This window comes from Sphingomonas sp. MS122, assembly GCF_049532975.1.
GTDB lineage: Bacteria > Pseudomonadota > Alphaproteobacteria > Sphingomonadales > Sphingomonadaceae > Sphingomonas.
The window spans coordinates 2,729,713-2,747,375 of record NZ_CP186695.1 but is presented as its reverse complement, the minus strand read 5'-3'; the positions used below and the strand labels follow the sequence as shown (position 1 = coordinate 2,747,375).

The window sequence follows — 17,663 nt, the reverse complement described above, 5'->3', positions numbered from 1 at the left end:
CGATACTTTTCATCCGCCGGGGGTTCACCCGCCGCGAATGTGCCGATACACCTCCCGCCCATGGGCCTTTCCGCAATCGAAATCGCCGCGATCGAGCATGTCCGCGCGGCGCCGATGCTGGCCCAGGTCGAGCGCTGGGTCGCGGTCAACAGCGGCACCCGCAACCTCCCCGGCCTCGCGACGATGGCCGAGATGCTCGCCAGCGCCTTCGCCGCGCTTCCCGGCGAGCTGGCCCTGGTCGATCCCGCCCCGGTCGAGACGGTCGATGGCAAGGGCGACGTCCTCCCCCTCGCGCATGGCCGCCACCTGCACCTGCGCGTCCGTCCGCAAGCGCCCGTCCAGATGCTGTTCACCGGCCATATGGACACGGTGTTCCCCGCCGATCATCCCTTCCAGACCGCGGCCTGGCTCCCCGACGGCCGCCTCAACGCCCCCGGCGCCGCGGACATGAAGGCGGGCCTGTCGCTGATGCTCGCCGCCCTCCGCGCGGTCGAGGCCACGCCCGCCGCCGAAGGCTTCGGCTATGAGGTGGTGATCAACTCGGACGAGGAGACCGGCTCCTTCGCCTCCGCCGCGCTGATCGCCGCGGCCGCGAAGGGCAAGGTCGCCGCGCTCACCTACGAGCCCGCCTTGCCCGACGGCACGCTTGCCGGCGCGCGCGGCGGTACCGGCAATTTCTCGATCGTGGTCCGCGGTCGCAGCGCGCATGCGGGGCGCAACCCCGAGGAGGGCCGCAACGCGATCGTCGCCGCCGCCGACTTGGCGCTGCGTCTCGCCGCGGGCAAGGGCGACGGCCTCGCCGTTAACCCCGCCCGGATCGAGGGCGGCGGTCCCAACAATGTCGTGCCCGATCTCGCGATCCTGCGTGTCAACTTCCGCCCCGCCTCGGCCGAAGCGATCGCCCGCGCCGCCGCCCTGGTCGAGACCGCCGCCGCCGAGGTCGCCGCCGCGCACGACGTGCATGTCCATGTCCATGGCGGCTTCAACCGCCCGCCCAAGCCGCTCGACCCCGCTGCCGAACGCCTGTTCGGGTTGGTCAAGCAGGCCGGCGCCGATCTCGATATCCCCGTTGCGTGGAAGGCCACCGGCGGGGTGTGCGACGGCAACAACATCGCCGCCTGCGGCGTGCCCGTGGTCGACACCATGGGCGCCCGCGGCGGCGCGATCCACAGTGCGGAGGAATTTCTGATCCCCGAAAGCCTGCCCGAGCGCGCCGCGCTCTCCGCCCTCACCATCCTGCGCATCATCGAGCGGGGCCGCGTATGAGCTTCCTGATCCGCCCGGCGCGCGAGGACGACCTCCAGCCGCTCTACGAGATGGCCAAGCTCACCGGCGGCGGCTTCACCAACCTGCCGCCCGAAAAGCCCGCGCTGCGCGCCAAGCTCGAGCGCAGCGCCACCGCCTTCGCCCGCACCGACGACTCGCTCAAGGACGAGCTGTTCGTGCTGGTGCTCGAGAACACCGAGACCTGCGAGGTCCGCGGCACCTGCCAGATCTTCACCCAGGTCGGCCAGCGCTGGCCCTTCTACAGCTACCGCATCGGCACCGAGACCAAGCACAGCGAGGCGCTCGAACGCACCTTCCGTGCCGAGATATTGAGCCTGGTCAACGACCTCGAAGGGTGCAGCGAGGTCGGCGGCCTGTTCCTCCACCCCGGCGAGCGCGCCGGCGGCCTCGGCATGCTGCTCGCCCGCAGCCGCTATCTGTTTATCGCGATGCACCGCGCCCGCTTCGCCGACCGCATCCTCGCCGAGCTGCGCGGCGTGATCGACGAGGCCGGCGGCTCGCCCTTCTGGGACGGCGTCGCCGGCCGTTTCTTCGGCATGAACTTCCAGCAGGCCGACGAATTCAACGCGATCCACGGCAACCAGTTCATCGCCGACCTGATGCCCAAGCACCCGATCTACACCGCGATGCTCACCGAGCACGCACGCAGCGTGATCGGCCTGCCCCACCCCTCGGGCCGCGCCGCGATGCGGATGCTCGAAACCGAAGGCTTCGCGTTCGAGAATTACATCGACATCTTCGACGGCGGCCCGACCATGACCGCGCGGATCGACCAGGTGGCGACGGTCCGCGACTCGCGTACCGACAAGGTCGCCGGCCTTGCTGAGGGCGGCACGGCCAGCATCGTCGCCTGCGGCCAGCTCGGCGCGTTCCGCGCCTGCCACGGGCGGGTCGGACTGACCGATGGCGGCGTGACGCTCGATCAGGCCGCATCGGCGGTGCTGGGCGTCGAGCCGGGCCAGGAAGTCCGCCATGCCCCGCGTTGAGATCAACTTCGACGGCATCATCGGCCCGAGCCACAACTATGCCGGCCTCAGCCCGGGCAACCTCGCCGCGACGCGCAACCAGGGCGCGGTGTCGCTGCCACGGGCGGCCGCGCTGCAGGGCATCGCCAAGATGCGCGCCAACCTGTCGCTCGGGCTGCGCCAAGGTATCCTGCTCCCACATGCCCGCCCCGACCATCGCTGGCTGGAGACGCTCGCGACCAGCTACGCCGACGCCGCGCCGCACCTGCAGGCACAGGCGCTGTCCGCCTCGGCGATGTGGGCCGCCAACGCCGCGACGGTCTCCCCCGCCTCCGACACCGAAGACGGCCGCTGCCACCTCTCGGTCGCCAACCTCGTGACGATGCCGCACCGCAGCCACGAATGGCCCGAGACGCTGGCGCAACTCCGCCTCGCCTTCGCGCACGACGCCTTCCGCGTCCACGGCCCGGTCCCCGCCCCGTTCGGCGACGAGGGCGCGGCCAACCATATGCGTCTCGCCCCGGAACACGACGCGCCCGGTGTCGAGGTGTTCGTCTACGGTATCTCCGGCGGTCCCTTCCCCGCCCGCCAGCACCGCGAGGCGAGCGAAGCCGTCGCCCGCCGCCACGGCCTCGACCCGGCCCGCACCCTGTTCGTCCAGCAGTCCGAGGAAGCGATCGCCGCCGGCGCCTTCCACAACGACGTCGTCGCGGTCGCCAATGGCCGCGTGCTGTTCGCCCACGAGCACGCCTTCGCCGACGAGGAAAGCTTCTACGCCGGCCTCCGCCGCCTGATGCCCGAGGTCGAGATCGTCGAGGTGCCGGCCGCCGCGGTCAGCCTCGCCGACGCGATCGCCTCCTACCTCTTCAACGCCCAGCTCGTGACGCTGCCCTCGGGCGAGACCGCCTTGATCCTCCCGACCGAGGCGCGCGCCACGCCCAGCGTGTGGAACTGGTTGCAAGCGCATGTCGCCGGCAACGGTCCGATCCGGCATCTCGAAGTGGTCGATGTCCGCCAGTCGATGGCCAATGGCGGCGGCCCCGCCTGCCTGCGCCTGCGCGTCGTCGCCGATCCCGCCACGGTCGACCCGCGCTTCCTGGTCGACGATGCGAAGCTCGACCGCATCGCCGCGCTGATCGAGGCGCACTGGCCCGAGACGATCGCGCAGGACGAGATCGGCGACCCCGCCTTGATCGCCCGCATCGAGGCCGCTCGCTGCGCGCTGCTCGACCTGCTCGGAACTGTCGAATTAATTGACAGGTAACCATGTCCGTTAACGCGAAACCGGCCTTTTCCGCCGCTGGTCCGGTTCTTGCGTTAACGTCGGTATGTGGTCGCGCCTCAAACGCCTGTTCATGATCAAGACCCGCTTCGAGGCGTTCATGGTGATCTACGCGCTCGGCGTCGGCGCGGTCGACCGCGGCATGCACTATCTCGAGCAGTATCCCGGCGCCGGCGGATGGCTGCTGTTCGCCGCCTGCCCGATCGCGGTGTTCATGGCCGGTGCGCGGATCCTCGACTCGCTCGACGCCGGCCTCGACTGAGCTATTCGAACTCGAGGATCGCAGCGTCCACGGCCAGGCTCTCGCCCGCGCCGAAATTGACCGCCTTGACCGTCCCCGACTTCTCGGCGCGAAGGATGTTCTCCATCTTCATCGCCTCGACCACAGCGAGTGGTTGCCCCGCCTCAACCTTGTCGCCCACCGCGACCTCGACACGCGTCAGCAGCCCCGGCATGGGCGCGAGCAGGAAGCGGCTCATGTCGGGCGGGATCTTCTCGATCATGTGCTTCGCCAGTTCGGCCACGCGCGGGCGATAGACCCCGACGCGATGCGCCGCGCCGCGCGTGGTCAGCACCCAGCCCGTGCGCGTCTTCGCCACGCGCACCGCCAGCTCGCCATCGTCCGAGCGCGCCACCGCGATCCGATCGCCCGGGTTCCACTCGACGCTGCCTTCGATCAGTTCGCCATCGACGATTGCGCCGTCGCCCAGCGTCACCTCGTGCGCGATCGCGCCCATGTGGACAACCCAGTCGCACGGTGTCAGCGGCATCGCGCCGAGCTGGCCCGAGATCAGCGACGCGCGCTCGGCCTGCCGCCAGCTCAACGCGGCCGCGATCGCTGCCAGCCGCCGGGCCAGCGCCGCATCGGCCGGCGCGCCCGTAAACCCCTCGGGATATTCCTCGGCGATGAAACCCGTCGTCAGTGCCCCCTCGCGGAAGCGCGGATGCTGCATCAGCGCCGAAAGGAAATCGATATTGTTGCCCAGCACCTCGAGCTCGAACCGGTCGAGCGCGGCGATCTGCAGATCCGCCGCCGCGTCGCGCGTCTCGCCCCAGGTGACCAGCTTGGCGATCATCGGGTCATAGAACATGCTGACCTCGCCCCCCTCGGCGACGCCATCGTCGACGCGGACATAGCCGTCGCCGCCGACCTCGCCATAGGGCGTGTCCTGCGCCACGGGCGGGCGATAGCGCACCAGCCGCCCGGTCGAGGGCAGGAAGCTGCGGTACGGGTCCTCGGCATAGATGCGGTTCTCGATCGCCCAGCCCGTGAGCGTCACATCGTCCTGCCCGAAGGCGAGCTCCTCGCCCGCCGCGACGCGGATCATCTGCTCGACCAGGTCGAGCCCGGTGATCGCCTCCGTCACCGGATGCTCGACTTGCAGCCGGGTGTTCATCTCGAGGAAGTAGAAACCGTCGCCAGTCTTGTCCGCGCCGGAAACGATCAGCTCGACCGTCCCGGCGCTGTAATAGCCCACCGCCCGCGCCAGCGCGACCGCCTGCTCGCCCATCTTGCGCCGCATCTCGGGCGTCACGAACGGCGACGGCGCCTCCTCGACCACCTTCTGGTGGCGCCGCTGGATCGAGCATTCGCGCTCGCCGAGATAGACGATGTTGCCATGCTGGTCGCCCAGCACCTGGATCTCGATATGGCGCGGCTGCTCGATGAACTTCTCGATGAACACGCGGTCGTCGCCGAAGCTCGCCAGCCCCTCGCGCTTGGTCGCCTCGAAGCCCTCGCGCACGTCCTGCTCGCCGTACGCCAGCCGCATCCCCTTGCCGCCGCCGCCGGCCGAGGCCTTCATCATCACCGGATAGCCGATCTCGGAAGCGATCCTGACAGCCTCGTCGGTATCGGCGATCTCGCCCAGATAGCCGGGGACGACATTGACCCCTGCTTCCTTGGCCAGCTTCTTGGACTCGATCTTGTCGCCCATCGCCGCGATAGCGTTGGGCGGTGGCCCGACAAACGCGATCCCCGCCTCGGCACACGCCCTGGCGAAGCTCTCGCGCTCGGACAGGAAGCCATAGCCCGGATGGATCGCATCCGCCCCGGTCGCCTTGGCCGCGGCGAGGATCAGCTCGGCCTTGAGATAGCTCTCCGCCGCCGGCGCCGGCCCCAGCCGCACCGACTCATCGGCCATCAGCACATGCGGCGCGCGCGCATCGGCGTCCGAATAGACCGCGACCGTCGCGATCCCCATCCGCTTGGCGGTGCGGAACACGCGGCAGGCGATCTCACCGCGATTGGCGACCAGGATCTTCTTGAACATTGCGGCCCCTATTGGCTCGGTTGCGGGTAGAGCTGGCGGATCGCCGCGAGCGTGGCGACGTGGTAGATGGTCGAGTGAGTCTCGTCCGGACGCGGCGCATAGATCCATTTGAGGCTTTCGGGCGCCTTGTCCTTGAGCAAAGCAGCAAAGGGCGCGACGCCCATCCCCCGCTCGTTGGCGACGGTAAGCCACAGCCGTCCGCGTGCCTTGGGCAGCAGCGACGGCGCGGCCTTCACCAGCGCCTCATTGTCCCACCACAGGCTCGGACTGACCGCGATCCAGGTGTCGAACAGCCTCGGCGCGCGCAGCATCGTCTCGACCACAAACAGTCCGGCGAGCGATTCCCCGATCAACGCATTCTCGCCGCTGGTGCGGTAATTCTTCTCGACCCACGGCTTCACCTCGCCCGCGATGAAGCGACGGAAACGCTCGGACTGGCCAGCGGTCGGATAGTCCGCCTTGAGCTTGGCATCGGTCACGACCGGAAAGGCCAACTCGTTGCGCCGATCGATCGTCTCGATCCCCACCACGATCACATCGCGCGTCGTCCCGACGATCGTGCCGAGCTGCGCAAGTCCCGAGATATGATGGAAATCCTGTTCGATCCCGCCGTCGAGCAGGTACAGCACCGGATAGCGCTGCGTTCCCTCCGCATAGCCCGGCGGCAGCCATATATTGATCGTCCGCGCCACGCCCATCGTGGTGGATTGGAGCTTATAGGACTGGCCGATGATGATCGGCGTGCCTGCCGGTTGCGCCAGCACAGGCAGCGGGAGCACTGCAAGCAGCACGGCGGCAAGGATTCTGCTCAGCACTATTTTCTCCGGAGGCGAAGCAGATAGGGCCAGCCAAGCGCGGCGATGAACGCGAGACAGACCAGCGGAAATGTCAGCCGCTGATCGAGTGGCGAATGGAACGCGAATCGTAGCCCAACTGCCAAGATCGCAAGAGAAATCGCCATGCAAACAAGCGTGCAGACGACCCGGACGAGCAGTCGAAGCGCTGGCCGTTCAGTCATCTGCAGAATCACTCCGCGGCCTCCAGCTCGACCTTCACCTCGCCCGGCATCGCGCGCAGCCCGAGCCGCGCGAAAAGCGCCGCGTCCTTGTCGTCCCCGGCATTGCCGGTGGTGAGCAGCTTGTCGCCGGTGAAGATCGAGTTGGCCCCGGCCATGAAGCACAATGCCTGAGTCGAATCGCTCATGCTCTCGCGCCCGGCACTCAGCCGCACCATGCTCTCGGGCATCGTGATCCGCGCTACCGCCACCGTCCGCACGAACTCGATCTCGTCGATCTTCGCCAGCGGCGTGTCGGCCAGCATGTCGCCCAGCACCGTGCCCTTGACCGGCACCAGCGCATTGACCGGCACGCTCTCGGGATGCTTCGGCAACGTCGCCAGCGCATGGATGAAGCCGACCCGGTCCGCGCGCGTCTCGCCCATCCCGACGATTCCGCCGCAGCACACGTTGATCCCCGCCTCGCGCACATGCTCGAGCGTCTCGAGCCGGTCCTCGAAGGTGCGCGTGGTGATCACCTCGCCATAGCGTTCGGGCGAGGTGTCGATGTTATGATTGTAGTAATCGAGCCCGGCATCGGCGAGCATTGCCGCCTGCGTCTCGCTGAGCATGCCCAGCGTCATGCAGGTCTCCATGCCCATGCCGCGCACGCCCTTCACCATCTCGACGATGGCGGGCATGTCGCGGTCCTTGGGATTGCGCCACGCCGCACCCATGCAGAAGCGCGACGAGCCATTGTCCTTGGCCTGCGCCGCCGCCTGCAGCACCGCGCGCACGTCCATCAGCTTGGTCGCCTTGAGGCCCGTCTCGGCATGCGCCGACTGGTTGCAATAGCCGCAATCCTCCGGACAGCCCCCGGTCTTGATCGAGAGCAGGGTGGAAAGCTGCACCTCGTCCGCCGCGAACTGGGCGCGGTGCACCTCGGCCGCGCGGAACAGCAGCTCCGGGAAAGACAGGTCGAAGAGTGCCGCGATCTCGTCGCGGGTCCAGTCGTTGCGGGTCATTTGAGGATCGCCGATGAAAAGGTTTGAATGAACGCGCCGAGGCCGGCGGCAAGGAAGAAGGTCGCTGCGATCAGGCTGTAGCGCACCTGCCGGGCCGTCTTGGCCTGCGGCACGGGCTTGACCTCGATCGAGGCGAGCGCGCCGGCCATGAGCAGGCTGATCACGCCCGCGAGGCCGATCGCGCCGAGCACGATGATGACGCGGCGGGGATCGAACTTGGCGCCGGCCCCGTCCAGCAACGCGAAGACGCCGCCGATCGAGATCAGCGACACGCCGGTCATGTGCTTGAAATAGTCATAGGCCCGCGCGAACGGCAGCTCCGTGCTCCCCCATCCGGGATCGTTCTCGTCGATCATTCGGCTGCTTCCTCCTCAGGCGGCAAGTTATGCCCGAGGAGCGTCAACACGTCCGCGGCCGCATTTACAAGGTTCGTTCCGGGTCCGAAGATTGCCTGCACCCCGGCGTCGCGCAGGAATTGATAGTCCTGCGCCGGGATCACCCCACCCGCGATCACCTTGATGTCGCCGCGCCCGGCCTCCTTGAGATGCCCGATCATCTGCGGGATCAGCGTCTTGTGCCCGGCCGCGAGGCTGGAGCAGCCCACCACGTCGACATTCTCCGCGATCGCCAGCTCGGCGGCTTCCTGCGGTGTCTGGAACAACGGCCCCGGCACCACGTCGAAGCCGAGATCGCCAAAGGCCGAGGAGACGAGATTGGCGCCGCGGTCATGCCCGTCCTGCCCCATCTTCGCGACCAGCATGCGCAGCTTGCGGCCAAGCCGGCGCTCGGTCGCGGCGACGCCGTCCTTCAGCCGCTCCCAGCGAGAATCCTCGGCATAGGCGCCGCCATAGATACCCTTCACCGGCGTCGGCACGGTGCCATGGCGGCCGAACACGTCCTCCATCGCCAGGCTGATCTCGCCCAGCGTCGCGCGATGCCGCGCCGCCTCCACCGCGAGCGCGAGGAGGTTGTCCCTGCCCCGCGCGCCCTCGCGCAGCGCATCCAGCGCAGCCTGGCACTTCGCCTCGTCGCGCGATGCCTTCACCTTCCTGATCCGCTCGATCTGCGCCTCGCGCACGGCGTGATTGTCGACGTCGAGGATGTCGATCGGGTCTTCCTCGGGCTTGCGGTATTTGTTGACCCCGACGATCACCTGCTCGCCGCGGTCGATCCGCGCGGCGGTGGCGGCGGAGGCTTCCTCGATCATCGCCTTGGGCCAGCCTGCCGCGACCGCCTTGGCCATCCCGCCCTCGGCCTCGACGCGCTCGATGATCGCCCACGCCTTGTCGACCAGCTCCTGCGTCAGCGCCTCGACATAGTAGGAGCCGCCGAGCGGATCGACGACCTTGGTCATCCCCGTCTCTTCCTGGATCACGATCTGCGTGTTGCGCGCGATCCGGGCGGAGAAGTCGGTGGGCAGCGCGATCGCCTCGTCCAGCGCGTTGGTGTGCAGGCTCTGCGTCCCGCCCAGCATCGCCGCCATCGCCTCGATCGTGGTGCGGATGACGTTGTTGTACGGGTCCTGCTCGGTCAGCGACACGCCCGAAGTCTGGCAATGCGTGCGCAACATCTTCGAGCGCTCGTCCTTCGCGCCCAGCCTGGTCATCACGCGATGCCACAGCACCCGCGCCGCGCGCAGTTTGGCGACTTCCATGAAGAAGTTCATGCCGATCGCGAAGAAGAACGACAGCCGCCCGGCGAACTTGTCGATGTCGAGGCCGCTCGCGACCCCGTATTTCACATATTCCATGCCGTCGGCGATGGTGAAGGCGAGCTCCTGCACCTGAGTCGCCCCGGCCTCCTGCATGTGATAGCCGGAAATCGAGATACTGTTGAATTTCGGCATGTTGGCCGAGGTATATGCGAAGATGTCGGAGATGATCCGCATGCTCGGCTCGGGCGGGTAGATATAGGTGTTGCGGACCATGAACTCCTTCAGGATGTCGTTCTGGATGGTCCCGTCGAGCGCCGCCTGCGGCACGCCCTGCTCCTCGCCCGCGACGATGAAGAAGGCGAGCACCGGGATCACCGCGCCGTTCATCGTCATGGAGACCGACATCTCGCCAAGCGGGATGCCGTCGAACAGAATCTTCATGTCCTCGACGCTGTCGATCGCCACGCCCGCCTTGCCGACATCGCCCGGCACGCGCGGATGATCGCTGTCATAGCCGCGGTGCGTGGCGAGATCGAAGGCGACGCTGAGCCCCTTCTGCCCCGCGGCAAGGTTGCGGCGATAGAAGGCGTTCGATTCCTCAGCGGTCGAGAATCCCGCATATTGCCGGATCGTCCATGGCCGGCCGGCATACATCGATGCGCGCACCCCGCGCGTGAACGGCGCGAAGCCCGGCAGCCCCGGATCGGCGGTCACGTCCTCGGCGGTGTAGAGCGGCTTGACGTCGATCCCTTCCGGCGTGTGCCAGGTGAGATCGCGGCCCTTCACCTCCTTGTCGGACAGCGCCTTCCACGCATCGAGATCCGGCTTGCCGGTCACTTGCCCTTGAACTCCGGCGGCCGCTTCTGAATGAACGCCATGACACCTTCCCTGAAATCCTCGGTCTTTCCGGCGATCCGCTGGTGCTGCGCCTCGATGCTCAGCGTCTCGGACAGCGTCGAATTGAGCGCCGCCTTGACCTGCGCGCGGATCAGCCCCAGCGCGACCGTCGGCTTGGCGGCGAGCTTCGCGGCGATTTCGCCAGCGGTCGCCAGCAGTGCGTCGTCCTCGACCACGCGCGCCACCAGCCCCGAATCCAACGCGTCGTCGGCGCTCATCTTCTCGCCGAGCAGCGCCATCTCCAGCGCCTTGGCGCGTCCCGCCGACTTCGCCACCAGCCAGGTCGCGCCGCAATCGGGCACCAGCCCGATATTGCTGAAGGCGAGCAGCAGATAGGCCGACTTCGCCATCACCACGATGTCGCCCGCCAGCGCGATCCCCACGCCTGCCCCCGCCGCCGGGCCGTTGACCGCCGTGACCACCGGGATCGGCAGTTTCGACAGCGTCTCGGCCAGCGGATTGTAGTGGAATTCGAGATTGTCGGCGGGATCGACCATCCCGCCATCCGCGCGCCCGACCAGATCGGCGCCCGAGCAAAAGGCTCGCCCCTCGCCCGTCAGAAGCACCGCCCGCGCCCCCTCGTTCACCGCACGCAGCAGCGAAGCGCGGATCAGATCGAGCATCTCGCCGGTCACCGCGTTCAATCGGTCCGGCCGATTGAGCCGCAGCGTCGCGACGCCGTTGTCGAGTGCGTAGAGGACGGTCTCGTCGGTCAATGCGCCTCTCCCTTCGGCGTCTCCATGATCTCGGTCAGCACCCCACCCATGTCCTTCGGATGTACGAAGAAGATCAGCGTCCCGTGCGCCCCGATGCGCGGCTCGCCCAGCACCTTCGCGCCCTTGGCCTCGAACCACGCCTTGGCCTCGTGAATATCGGGCACCTCATAGCAGACATGATGCTGCCCGCCCGCCGGGTTCTTCGCCAGAAAACCATGGATCGGCGACTCCGCGCCCAGCGGCTCGATCAGCTCGATCTGGGTGTTGGGTGTATCGACGAAGCACACCTTCACGCCCTGCGCGGGCAGGTCGAACGGCGTGTGGATCGTCTCCGCGCCCATCACGTCGCGATAAAAGGCGACCGACGCCTCGATCGAGGGCGTGGCAACGCCGATATGGTTGAGGCGGCCGAGTTTCATACGAAATATCCCAACATCGCAATCGCCAGTGCGAGCGCCCCAAAGCCGAACCAAGGCACTGCTCGCAATATCTTGAGCTCCAGTTCGAACCGGGCAGGGTCGTCTTGACGACGGATGACCTGCTCCTCGTAACGCCCTTTCATCCAATAACGCAGTTCACCCGACTTTGCGGCTTCATGTACGCGAATCAGAACCAGCGCGGTCACCGCGCCGAGCGCCAAAAGGCAACCCAGGAATACGGAGATCAGGTCATTCACAGCGGAATATTGTCATGCTTCTTCCACGGATTCTCGAGGTTCTTGTTCCTCAGCTTCCGCAGCCCTAGCGCGATCCGCCGCCGCGTGGAGTGCGGCATGATCACCTCGTCGACGAACCCCTTGCTCGCCGCGACGAACGGGTTGGCGAAGCGCGCCTCATATTCCGCCGTCCGCTCGGCGATCTCCTCGGGCGTGCGTCCGCGGAAGATGATCTCCACCGCGCCCTTCGCCCCCATCACCGCGATCTCGGCGGTCGGCCAGGCATAGTTCAAGTCCCCGCGCAGGTGCTTCGACGCCATCACGTCATACGCCCCGCCATAGGCCTTGCGCGTGATCACCGTGATCTTGGGCACCGTCGCCTCGGCATAGGCGAACAGCAACTTGGCGCCATGCTTGATGATGCCGCTATGCTCCTGCCCCACGCCCGGCAGGAAGCCCGGCACGTCGACGAAGGTGACGATCGGGATCTCGAACGCGTCGCAGAAGCGCACGAACCGCGCCGCCTTCTTCGACGAGTTGATGTCGAGCACGCCCGCCAGCACCATCGGCTGGTTGGCGACGATGCCGACGGTGCGTCCCTCGATCCGGCCGAAGCCGATGATGATGTTGCCGGCATGGCTCGGCTGCAGCTCGAAGAAGTCGCCCTCGTCGACCGTCTTCCGGATCAGCTCGTGCATGTCGTAGGGCTGGTTGGCGCTCGGCGGGATCAGCGTGTCGAGGCTGTCCTCGATCCGGTCCCACGGATCCTCGCACGGCCGCTCGGGCACCGGCTCGCGGTTGCTGGCGGGAAGGAAGTCCACGAAGTCGCGCGCCGCGAGCAGCGCCTCGATGTCGTTGTCAAAGGCGACGTCAGCGACGCCCGACTTCGTGGTATGCGTCACCGCTCCACCCAAATCCTCCTGCGTGACGATCTCGTTGGTAACGGTCTTCACTACATCGGGTCCGGTGACGAACATGTATGAGCTATCCTTCACCATGAAGATGAAGTCGGTCATCGCGGGCGAGTAGACTGCACCTCCGGCGCAGGGGCCCATGATCAGGGAAAGCTGCGGCACCACGCCGCTCGCCAGCACGTTGCGCTGGAACACCTCGGCATAGCCGGCGAGGCTGGCGACGCCTTCCTGGATGCGTGCGCCGCCGCTGTCGTTGAGGCCGATCACGGGCGCGCCGACCTTCATCGCCATGTCCATGATCTTGCAGATCTTCTGTGCATGCCGCTCGGACAGCGACCCGCCGAACACGGTGAAGTCCTGGCTGAACACGAACACCAGCCGGCCGTTGATCGTGCCCGATCCAGTGACCACGCCGTCGCCCGGCACCACCTGGTCGGGCATGCCGAAGTCCACGCAGTTATGCTCGACATACATGTCGAGCTCCTCGAACGATCCCTCGTCGAGCAGCACCTCGACCCGCTCGCGCGCGGTGAGCTTGCCCTTGGCGTGCTGCGCGTCGATGCGCTTCTGCCCGCCGCCCAGCCGCGCCGCGGCACGGCGGCGCTCGAGTTCCTCGATCGTCGAAGACATGATTCTGCTCCTTGGCCGGGTGCCTTCACAGGACACGGGTGGTCTTGCAAATGCAATGTTGCGAAGTTGCATCGTTCATATCCGCGGAATATTGCGGGAGGCATGGAGCACCCCCGCCGCCGCCTCTTCGCCGGAGCTCGCGTTCGCGACCTGCGCAAGCGCCTCGCGCTGCCGCAGGCGGCGCTCGCCGCGCGGCTCGGCGTCTCGGTCAGCTATCTCTCGCAGATCGAGAATGAGGAGCGCCCGCTCACCCCACCGGTGCTGATCGCGCTCACCCGCGAATTCCCGCAGCTGTGGGGCGAGGTCGGCGAGGACGAGGCCACCGCCGATCTCGTCCGCGCGATCGATGCCGGCACCGATTCCAGCATTCCCGGCGGCGCGCTCGACGAAGCCGCCATCCAGCGCGGAGTCGAGAAGCACCCCGCCCTCGCCCGCCGCATGGTCGCGCTGCACGATGCCTGGCGCCGCAGCCAGGCGCAGCTGCGCGTCCTCGACGACAGGGTCGAGAGCGGCGCCGGCACCGCCGGTTCGCTGCCGTGGGAGGAAGTGCGCGACTGGTACCAGGCCGAGGGCAATTACATCGACGTGCTCGACCGGGCGGCCGAGTCGCTCGCCGACACCTTCGACCATCCCCGCGCGATCGAGGACCGGCTGCGCGACACCCACGACGTGAAGATCGAGGACGCGCGCGACGACGACACCCGCCTCTCGCGCTTCGCCACCGACAGCCGCCGTCTGACGGTCAGCGGCCTACTCCCGCCCGAGAGCCGCGCCTTCCTCCTCGCCCACCGCCTCGCCGTGCTCGAGTTCGGCGAGCAGATGCGCGCCGTCGCCGACGCCAGCGGCCTTGCGTCCCCCGCGGCGCGCGAGCTCCTCTCGCTCGGCCTCGCCAACTACGCCGCCGGCGCGCTGTTGATGCCGTACACCCGCTTTCGCGACACCGCGCGCGAGGTGCGTCACGACATCGACCGCCTCCGCCAGCGCTTCGGTGCCAGCTTCGAACAGGCCTGCCACCGCCTTTCGACCCTCCAGCGGCCGGGCGCGCAGGGCATCCCGTTCTTCTTCTGCCGTGTCGACATGGCCGGCAACATCACCAAGCGCCACTCGGCCACCCGGCTCGAATTCGCCCGCTTCGGCGGCGCCTGTCCGCTCTGGGTGGTGCATGAGGCGGTTGCGATCCCCGACCGCATCCTCGTCCAGCTCGCCGAGACCCCCGACGGCGTGCGCTACGTGTCGATGGCCAAGGGGCTGGTCAAGCCGTCCGCCAGCTATGCTCGTCCCCCGCGCCGCTACGCCGTCGCCTTGGGCTGCGAGGAAACGCATGCGGCGGACTTCGTCTATGCCGACAGCCTGCGCACCGGCGGCATCGCCACCCCGATCGGCACCAGCTGCCGCATCTGCCCTCGCACCGGCTGCGACCAGCGCGCCTTCCCGCCCGCCGCGAGCGAGATCCGCATCGACCCCGACGTCCGCGCCCCGGTGCCCTACGCCTTTTGACGGAACGCCCGCGCCGCCCGCGCGGTTGAAGGGCGATGGACGCCGCGCCCTTCGCCCCGATGGAAGCCAGGCTCGCCGAGGCGCTGCCCGATCCGCCGGGCTGGCAGTACGAGCCCAAATGGGACGGCTTCCGCGCGGTCGCAGTGCGCGACGGCGAGGACATCGCGATCTGGTCCAAGTCGGGCAAGCCGCTCGGCCGCTATTTCCCCGAGATGCTCGAGGCGCTCGCCACGATCCCGGAGAAACGCTTCATCCTCGACGGCGAGCTGGTGATCCCGATCGGCGACCGTCTCTCTTTCGATGCGCTCCAGGCCCGTCTCCACCCGGCCGCGTCGCGCATCGCCAAGCTTTCGGTCGAAACCCCCGCGCAGCTCGTCTTGTTCGATTGCCTGAGCCTCGGCCCCGACGACTTGCTCGAGGCCCCACTCGCCCGGCGCCGCGCGCAACTCGAAGCACTCCACAAGCGCATCAAGCCCCCCGCGCTGATCCTCTCTCCCTGCACCACCGACCGCGCCACCGCCGAAGCCTGGCTCGCCCGGACCGGCGGCGCGCTCGACGGGGTGCTCGCCAAGCCACTCGACGCGCCCTACCGGCCCGGCGAACGCGCAATGGTGAAGGTCAAGCAGCTGCGCACCGCCGACTGCGTCGTCGGCGGCTATCGCACCGATGCCAAGGGCGCGGTGGTCTCGCTGCTGCTCGGCCTCTACGACGATGCCGGCAAGCTGGATCATGTCGGCTTCACCGCCGCGATCCCCGCGAAGGAGCGTCCAGCACTCAAGCGCAAGGTCGCGCCGCACCAGGGCGAGCCCGGCTTCACCGGCAACGCGCCCGGCGGCCCCAGCCGCTGGACCGGCGGCAAGGCGCGCGACTACGTGAAGCTGCGCCACGAACTGGTCGCCGAGGTCCGCTACGACCAGGTCACCGCCGGCCGCTTCCGCCACGGCACGCGCCTGCTCCGCTGGCGTCCCGACAAGGCGCCGGAACAATGCACCCGCGACCAGCTCGTGCGCGAGCTCAAGCCCGCCGAGCTGCTCGCGCTGCTCGGCTGAAGCCTATTCCTCGCCCATCCGCAGCGCGGCGATGAAGGCTTCCTGCGGAATGCTGACCGAGCCATACTCGCGCATCTTCGCCTTGCCCTTCTTCTGCTTCTCCAGCAGCTTGCGCTTGCGGGTGGCGTCGCCGCCATAGCATTTCGCGGTGACGTCCTTGCGCATCGCGCTGATCGTCTCCCGCGCGATCACCTTGCCGCCGATCGCCGCCTGGATCGGGATCTTGAACAGGTGGCGCGGGATCAGTTCCTTGAGCCGCTCGCACATGCCACGCCCGCGGGCCTCGGCGGTGGAGCGGTGGACGATCATGCTCAGCGCGTCGACCGGCTCCTCGTTGACCAGGATGCCCATCTTCACGAGATCGCCCTCGCGATAGCCGATCTGTTCGTAGTCGAAGCTGGCATAGCCCTTCGAGAGCGACTTCAGCCGGTCGTAGAAGTCGAACACCACCTCGTTGAGCGGCAGCTCGTAGGTCACCTGCGCGCGGCCGCCGACATAGGTCAGGTTCTTCTGGATGCCGCGCCGGTCCTGGCATAGCTTCAGGATCGAACCGAGATATTCGTCGGGGACATAGATCACGGCCTGGATCCACGGCTCGCTGATCGTCTCGATCTTGTTGGGATCGGGCATGTCGGCGGGATTGTGCAGCTCGATATGCCCGCCGCCGTGGGTCAGCTCGATCTGGTACACCACCGACGGCGCGGTGGTGATCAGGTCGAGATCATATTCGCGCATCAGCCGCTCCTGGATGATCTCCAGGTGCAGCAGGCCGAGGAATCCGCAGCGGAAGCCGAAGCCCAGCGCCGCCGAGGTCTCCATCTCGAACGAGAAGCTGGCGTCGTTCAGCCGCAGCTTCGAGATGCTTTCGCGCAGTTTCTCGAAGTCGGCGGCGTCGACCGGAAACAGTCCGCAGAACACCACGGGCTGCACTTCCTTGAAGCCGGGCAGCGGCTCGGCGGCCGGCCGCTTGGCGTCGGTCAGCGTGTCGCCGACGCGCGCCTGCGCCACTTCCTTGATCTGCGCAGTGATGAAACCGATCTCGCCGGGGCCGAGGTCCGGCAACTGCTCGATCTTCGGCCGGAACGCGCCGACGCGGTCGACCAGATGCGTCGTCCCGGCGGCCATGAACTTGATCTGCTGGCCCTTGCGGATCGTGCCGTCGATCACGCGGATCAGGATCACGACGCCGAGATACGGATCGTACCAGCTGTCGACCAGCATGGCCTTGAGCGGCGCGTTCGCATCGCCCTTGGGCGGCGGGATGCGCTCGACCACGGCGTTCAGGATCTCCTCGATCCCGATGCCCGACTTGGCCGAGGCGAGCACCGCGTTCGACGCGTCGATGCCGATCACTTCCTCGATCTCGTTTCGCACCTTCTCGGGCTCGGCGCTGGGCAGGTCGATCTTGTTGATCACCGGCACGATCTCATGGTCGTGCTCGATCGACTGGTAGACGTTGGCGAGCGTCTGCGCCTCGACGCCCTGCGCCGCGTCGACCACCAGCAGCGCGCCCTCGCACGCGGCGAGGCTGCGGCTCACCTCATAGGCGAAGTCGACGTGCCCGGGCGTGTCCATCAGGTTGAGGACATAGTCGAGCCCGTCCGGCCCCTTCCAGTCGAGGCGCACGGTCTGCGCCTTGATGGTGATGCCGCGCTCCTTCTCGATGTCCATGTTGTCGAGCACCTGCTCGGACATCTCGCGCGCGGTCAGCCCGCCGGTGCGCTGGATCAGCCGGTCGGCCAGCGTCGACTTGCCATGGTCGATATGCGCGATGATCGAGAAGTTGCGGATACGGGAAAGGTCGGTTGCCATGATCGGCGCCCGT

16 protein-coding genes are annotated in these 17,663 nt (G+C 67.7%); 6 read left to right on the top strand and 10 right to left on the bottom strand.

The window, feature by feature from the left end:
* The first annotated feature begins 60 nt into the window (after positions 1–60).
* The 4 genes from ACO227_RS13355 (at position 61) to ACO227_RS13340 (ending at position 3,796) form a co-directional block, all read left to right on the top strand.
* Positions 61–1,266, top strand: coding sequence for a hydrolase (locus tag ACO227_RS13355; RefSeq protein ID WP_423602314.1), 1,206 nt, complete (start codon positions 61–63; stop codon positions 1,264–1,266).
* Positions 1,263–2,273, top strand: a complete 1,011-nt coding sequence (locus ACO227_RS13350) for an arginine N-succinyltransferase (RefSeq protein WP_423602313.1) — start codon at positions 1,263–1,265, stop codon at positions 2,271–2,273. Before ACO227_RS13355 ends, ACO227_RS13350 begins: the two co-directional genes overlap by 4 nt.
* Positions 2,260–3,516 carry an N-succinylarginine dihydrolase gene (locus tag ACO227_RS13345; protein ID WP_423602312.1) on the top strand — a complete coding sequence of 419 codons (1,257 nt, stop codon included), beginning with the start codon at positions 2,260–2,262 and terminating at the stop codon, positions 3,514–3,516. Before ACO227_RS13350 ends, ACO227_RS13345 begins: the two co-directional genes overlap by 14 nt.
* 64 nt (positions 3,517–3,580) lie before the next feature.
* Positions 3,581–3,796: a hypothetical protein gene (locus ACO227_RS13340; protein ID WP_423602311.1), complete on the top strand. Its 216-nt coding sequence runs from the start codon at positions 3,581–3,583 to the stop codon at positions 3,794–3,796.
* 1 nt (position 3,797) lies between these two features.
* Here the strand turns inward: ACO227_RS13340 and ACO227_RS13335 are convergent, their stop codons facing one another.
* The 9 genes from ACO227_RS13335 to ACO227_RS13295 form a co-directional block, all read right to left on the bottom strand.
* On the bottom strand, positions 3,798–5,807 hold the full coding sequence (locus ACO227_RS13335) for a biotin carboxylase N-terminal domain-containing protein (RefSeq protein ID WP_423602310.1): 2,010 nt from the start codon (positions 5,805–5,807) through the stop codon (positions 3,798–3,800).
* Between the two features lie 8 nt (positions 5,808–5,815).
* Positions 5,816–6,622 (bottom strand): alpha/beta hydrolase, encoded by an 807-nt coding sequence (locus tag ACO227_RS13330; RefSeq protein WP_423602309.1) that lies wholly within the window; start codon positions 6,620–6,622, stop codon positions 5,816–5,818.
* A 211-nt stretch (positions 6,623–6,833) separates the two neighbouring features.
* On the bottom strand, positions 6,834–7,826 hold the full coding sequence (gene bioB / locus ACO227_RS13325) for a biotin synthase BioB (RefSeq protein WP_423602308.1): 993 nt from the start codon (positions 7,824–7,826) through the stop codon (positions 6,834–6,836).
* Positions 7,823–8,182, bottom strand: coding sequence for a hypothetical protein (locus ACO227_RS13320; RefSeq protein ID WP_423602307.1), 360 nt, complete (start codon positions 8,180–8,182; stop codon positions 7,823–7,825). Before ACO227_RS13320 ends, bioB begins: the two co-directional genes overlap by 4 nt.
* Complete coding sequence (gene scpA, locus ACO227_RS13315) at positions 8,179–10,317, bottom strand: methylmalonyl-CoA mutase (protein ID WP_423602306.1); 2,139 nt, start codon at positions 10,315–10,317, stop codon at positions 8,179–8,181. The genes ACO227_RS13320 and scpA overlap by 4 nt, the downstream gene beginning before the upstream one ends.
* Positions 10,314–11,093 carry an enoyl-CoA hydratase-related protein gene (locus ACO227_RS13310; protein ID WP_423602305.1) on the bottom strand — a complete coding sequence of 260 codons (780 nt, stop codon included), beginning with the start codon at positions 11,091–11,093 and terminating at the stop codon, positions 10,314–10,316. The genes scpA and ACO227_RS13310 overlap by 4 nt, the downstream gene beginning before the upstream one ends.
* Positions 11,090–11,512: a methylmalonyl-CoA epimerase gene (gene mce / locus ACO227_RS13305; RefSeq protein WP_423602304.1), complete on the bottom strand. Its 423-nt coding sequence runs from the start codon at positions 11,510–11,512 to the stop codon at positions 11,090–11,092. The genes ACO227_RS13310 and mce overlap by 4 nt, the downstream gene beginning before the upstream one ends.
* A complete protein-coding gene (locus ACO227_RS13300; RefSeq protein ID WP_423602303.1) occupies positions 11,509–11,769 on the bottom strand; it encodes a hypothetical protein in 261 nt (86 codons plus the stop codon). The genes mce and ACO227_RS13300 overlap by 4 nt, the downstream gene beginning before the upstream one ends.
* Complete coding sequence (locus tag ACO227_RS13295) at positions 11,766–13,292, bottom strand: acyl-CoA carboxylase subunit beta (protein WP_423602302.1); 1,527 nt, start codon at positions 13,290–13,292, stop codon at positions 11,766–11,768. Before ACO227_RS13295 ends, ACO227_RS13300 begins: the two co-directional genes overlap by 4 nt.
* 102 nt (positions 13,293–13,394) lie before the next feature.
* Here ACO227_RS13295 and ACO227_RS13290 point away from each other — a divergent pair, with 102 nt between their 5' ends.
* Positions 13,395–14,789, top strand: coding sequence for a short-chain fatty acyl-CoA regulator family protein (locus ACO227_RS13290; protein WP_423602301.1), 1,395 nt, complete (start codon positions 13,395–13,397; stop codon positions 14,787–14,789).
* A 35-nt stretch (positions 14,790–14,824) separates the two neighbouring features.
* Complete coding sequence (locus ACO227_RS13285) at positions 14,825–15,838, top strand: ATP-dependent DNA ligase (protein WP_423602300.1); 1,014 nt, start codon at positions 14,825–14,827, stop codon at positions 15,836–15,838.
* A gap of 3 nt (positions 15,839–15,841) precedes the next feature.
* Here the strand turns inward: ACO227_RS13285 and lepA are convergent, their stop codons facing one another.
* Entirely contained in the window at positions 15,842–17,650 is a 1,809-nt protein-coding gene (gene lepA, locus ACO227_RS13280) for a translation elongation factor 4 (protein ID WP_423602299.1), read from the bottom strand.
* Between the last annotated feature and the right edge of the window lie 13 nt (positions 17,651–17,663).

Excerpts from the sequence above, each read along its gene's own strand:
- ACO227_RS13355 (WP_423602314.1), top strand. The coding sequence starts at position 61 with ATGGGCCTTTCCGCAATCGAAATCGCCGCGATCGAGCATGTCCGCGCG.
- ACO227_RS13350 (WP_423602313.1), top strand. The coding sequence starts at position 1,263 with ATGAGCTTCCTGATCCGCCCGGCGCGCGAGGACGACCTCCAGCCGCTC.
- ACO227_RS13345 (WP_423602312.1), top strand. The coding sequence starts at position 2,260 with ATGCCCCGCGTTGAGATCAACTTCGACGGCATCATCGGCCCGAGCCAC.
- ACO227_RS13340 (WP_423602311.1), top strand. The coding sequence starts at position 3,581 with ATGTGGTCGCGCCTCAAACGCCTGTTCATGATCAAGACCCGCTTCGAG.
- ACO227_RS13335 (WP_423602310.1), bottom strand. The coding sequence starts at position 5,807 with ATGTTCAAGAAGATCCTGGTCGCCAATCGCGGTGAGATCGCCTGCCGC.
- bioB (WP_423602308.1), bottom strand. The coding sequence starts at position 7,826 with ATGACCCGCAACGACTGGACCCGCGACGAGATCGCGGCACTCTTCGAC.
- ACO227_RS13320 (WP_423602307.1), bottom strand. The coding sequence starts at position 8,182 with ATGATCGACGAGAACGATCCCGGATGGGGGAGCACGGAGCTGCCGTTC.
- mce (WP_423602304.1), bottom strand. The coding sequence starts at position 11,512 with ATGAAACTCGGCCGCCTCAACCATATCGGCGTTGCCACGCCCTCGATC.
- ACO227_RS13295 (WP_423602302.1), bottom strand. The coding sequence starts at position 13,292 with ATGTCTTCGACGATCGAGGAACTCGAGCGCCGCCGTGCCGCGGCGCGG.
- ACO227_RS13290 (WP_423602301.1), top strand. The coding sequence starts at position 13,395 with ATGGAGCACCCCCGCCGCCGCCTCTTCGCCGGAGCTCGCGTTCGCGAC.
- ACO227_RS13285 (WP_423602300.1), top strand. The coding sequence starts at position 14,825 with ATGGACGCCGCGCCCTTCGCCCCGATGGAAGCCAGGCTCGCCGAGGCG.
- lepA (WP_423602299.1), bottom strand. The coding sequence starts at position 17,650 with ATGGCAACCGACCTTTCCCGTATCCGCAACTTCTCGATCATCGCGCAT.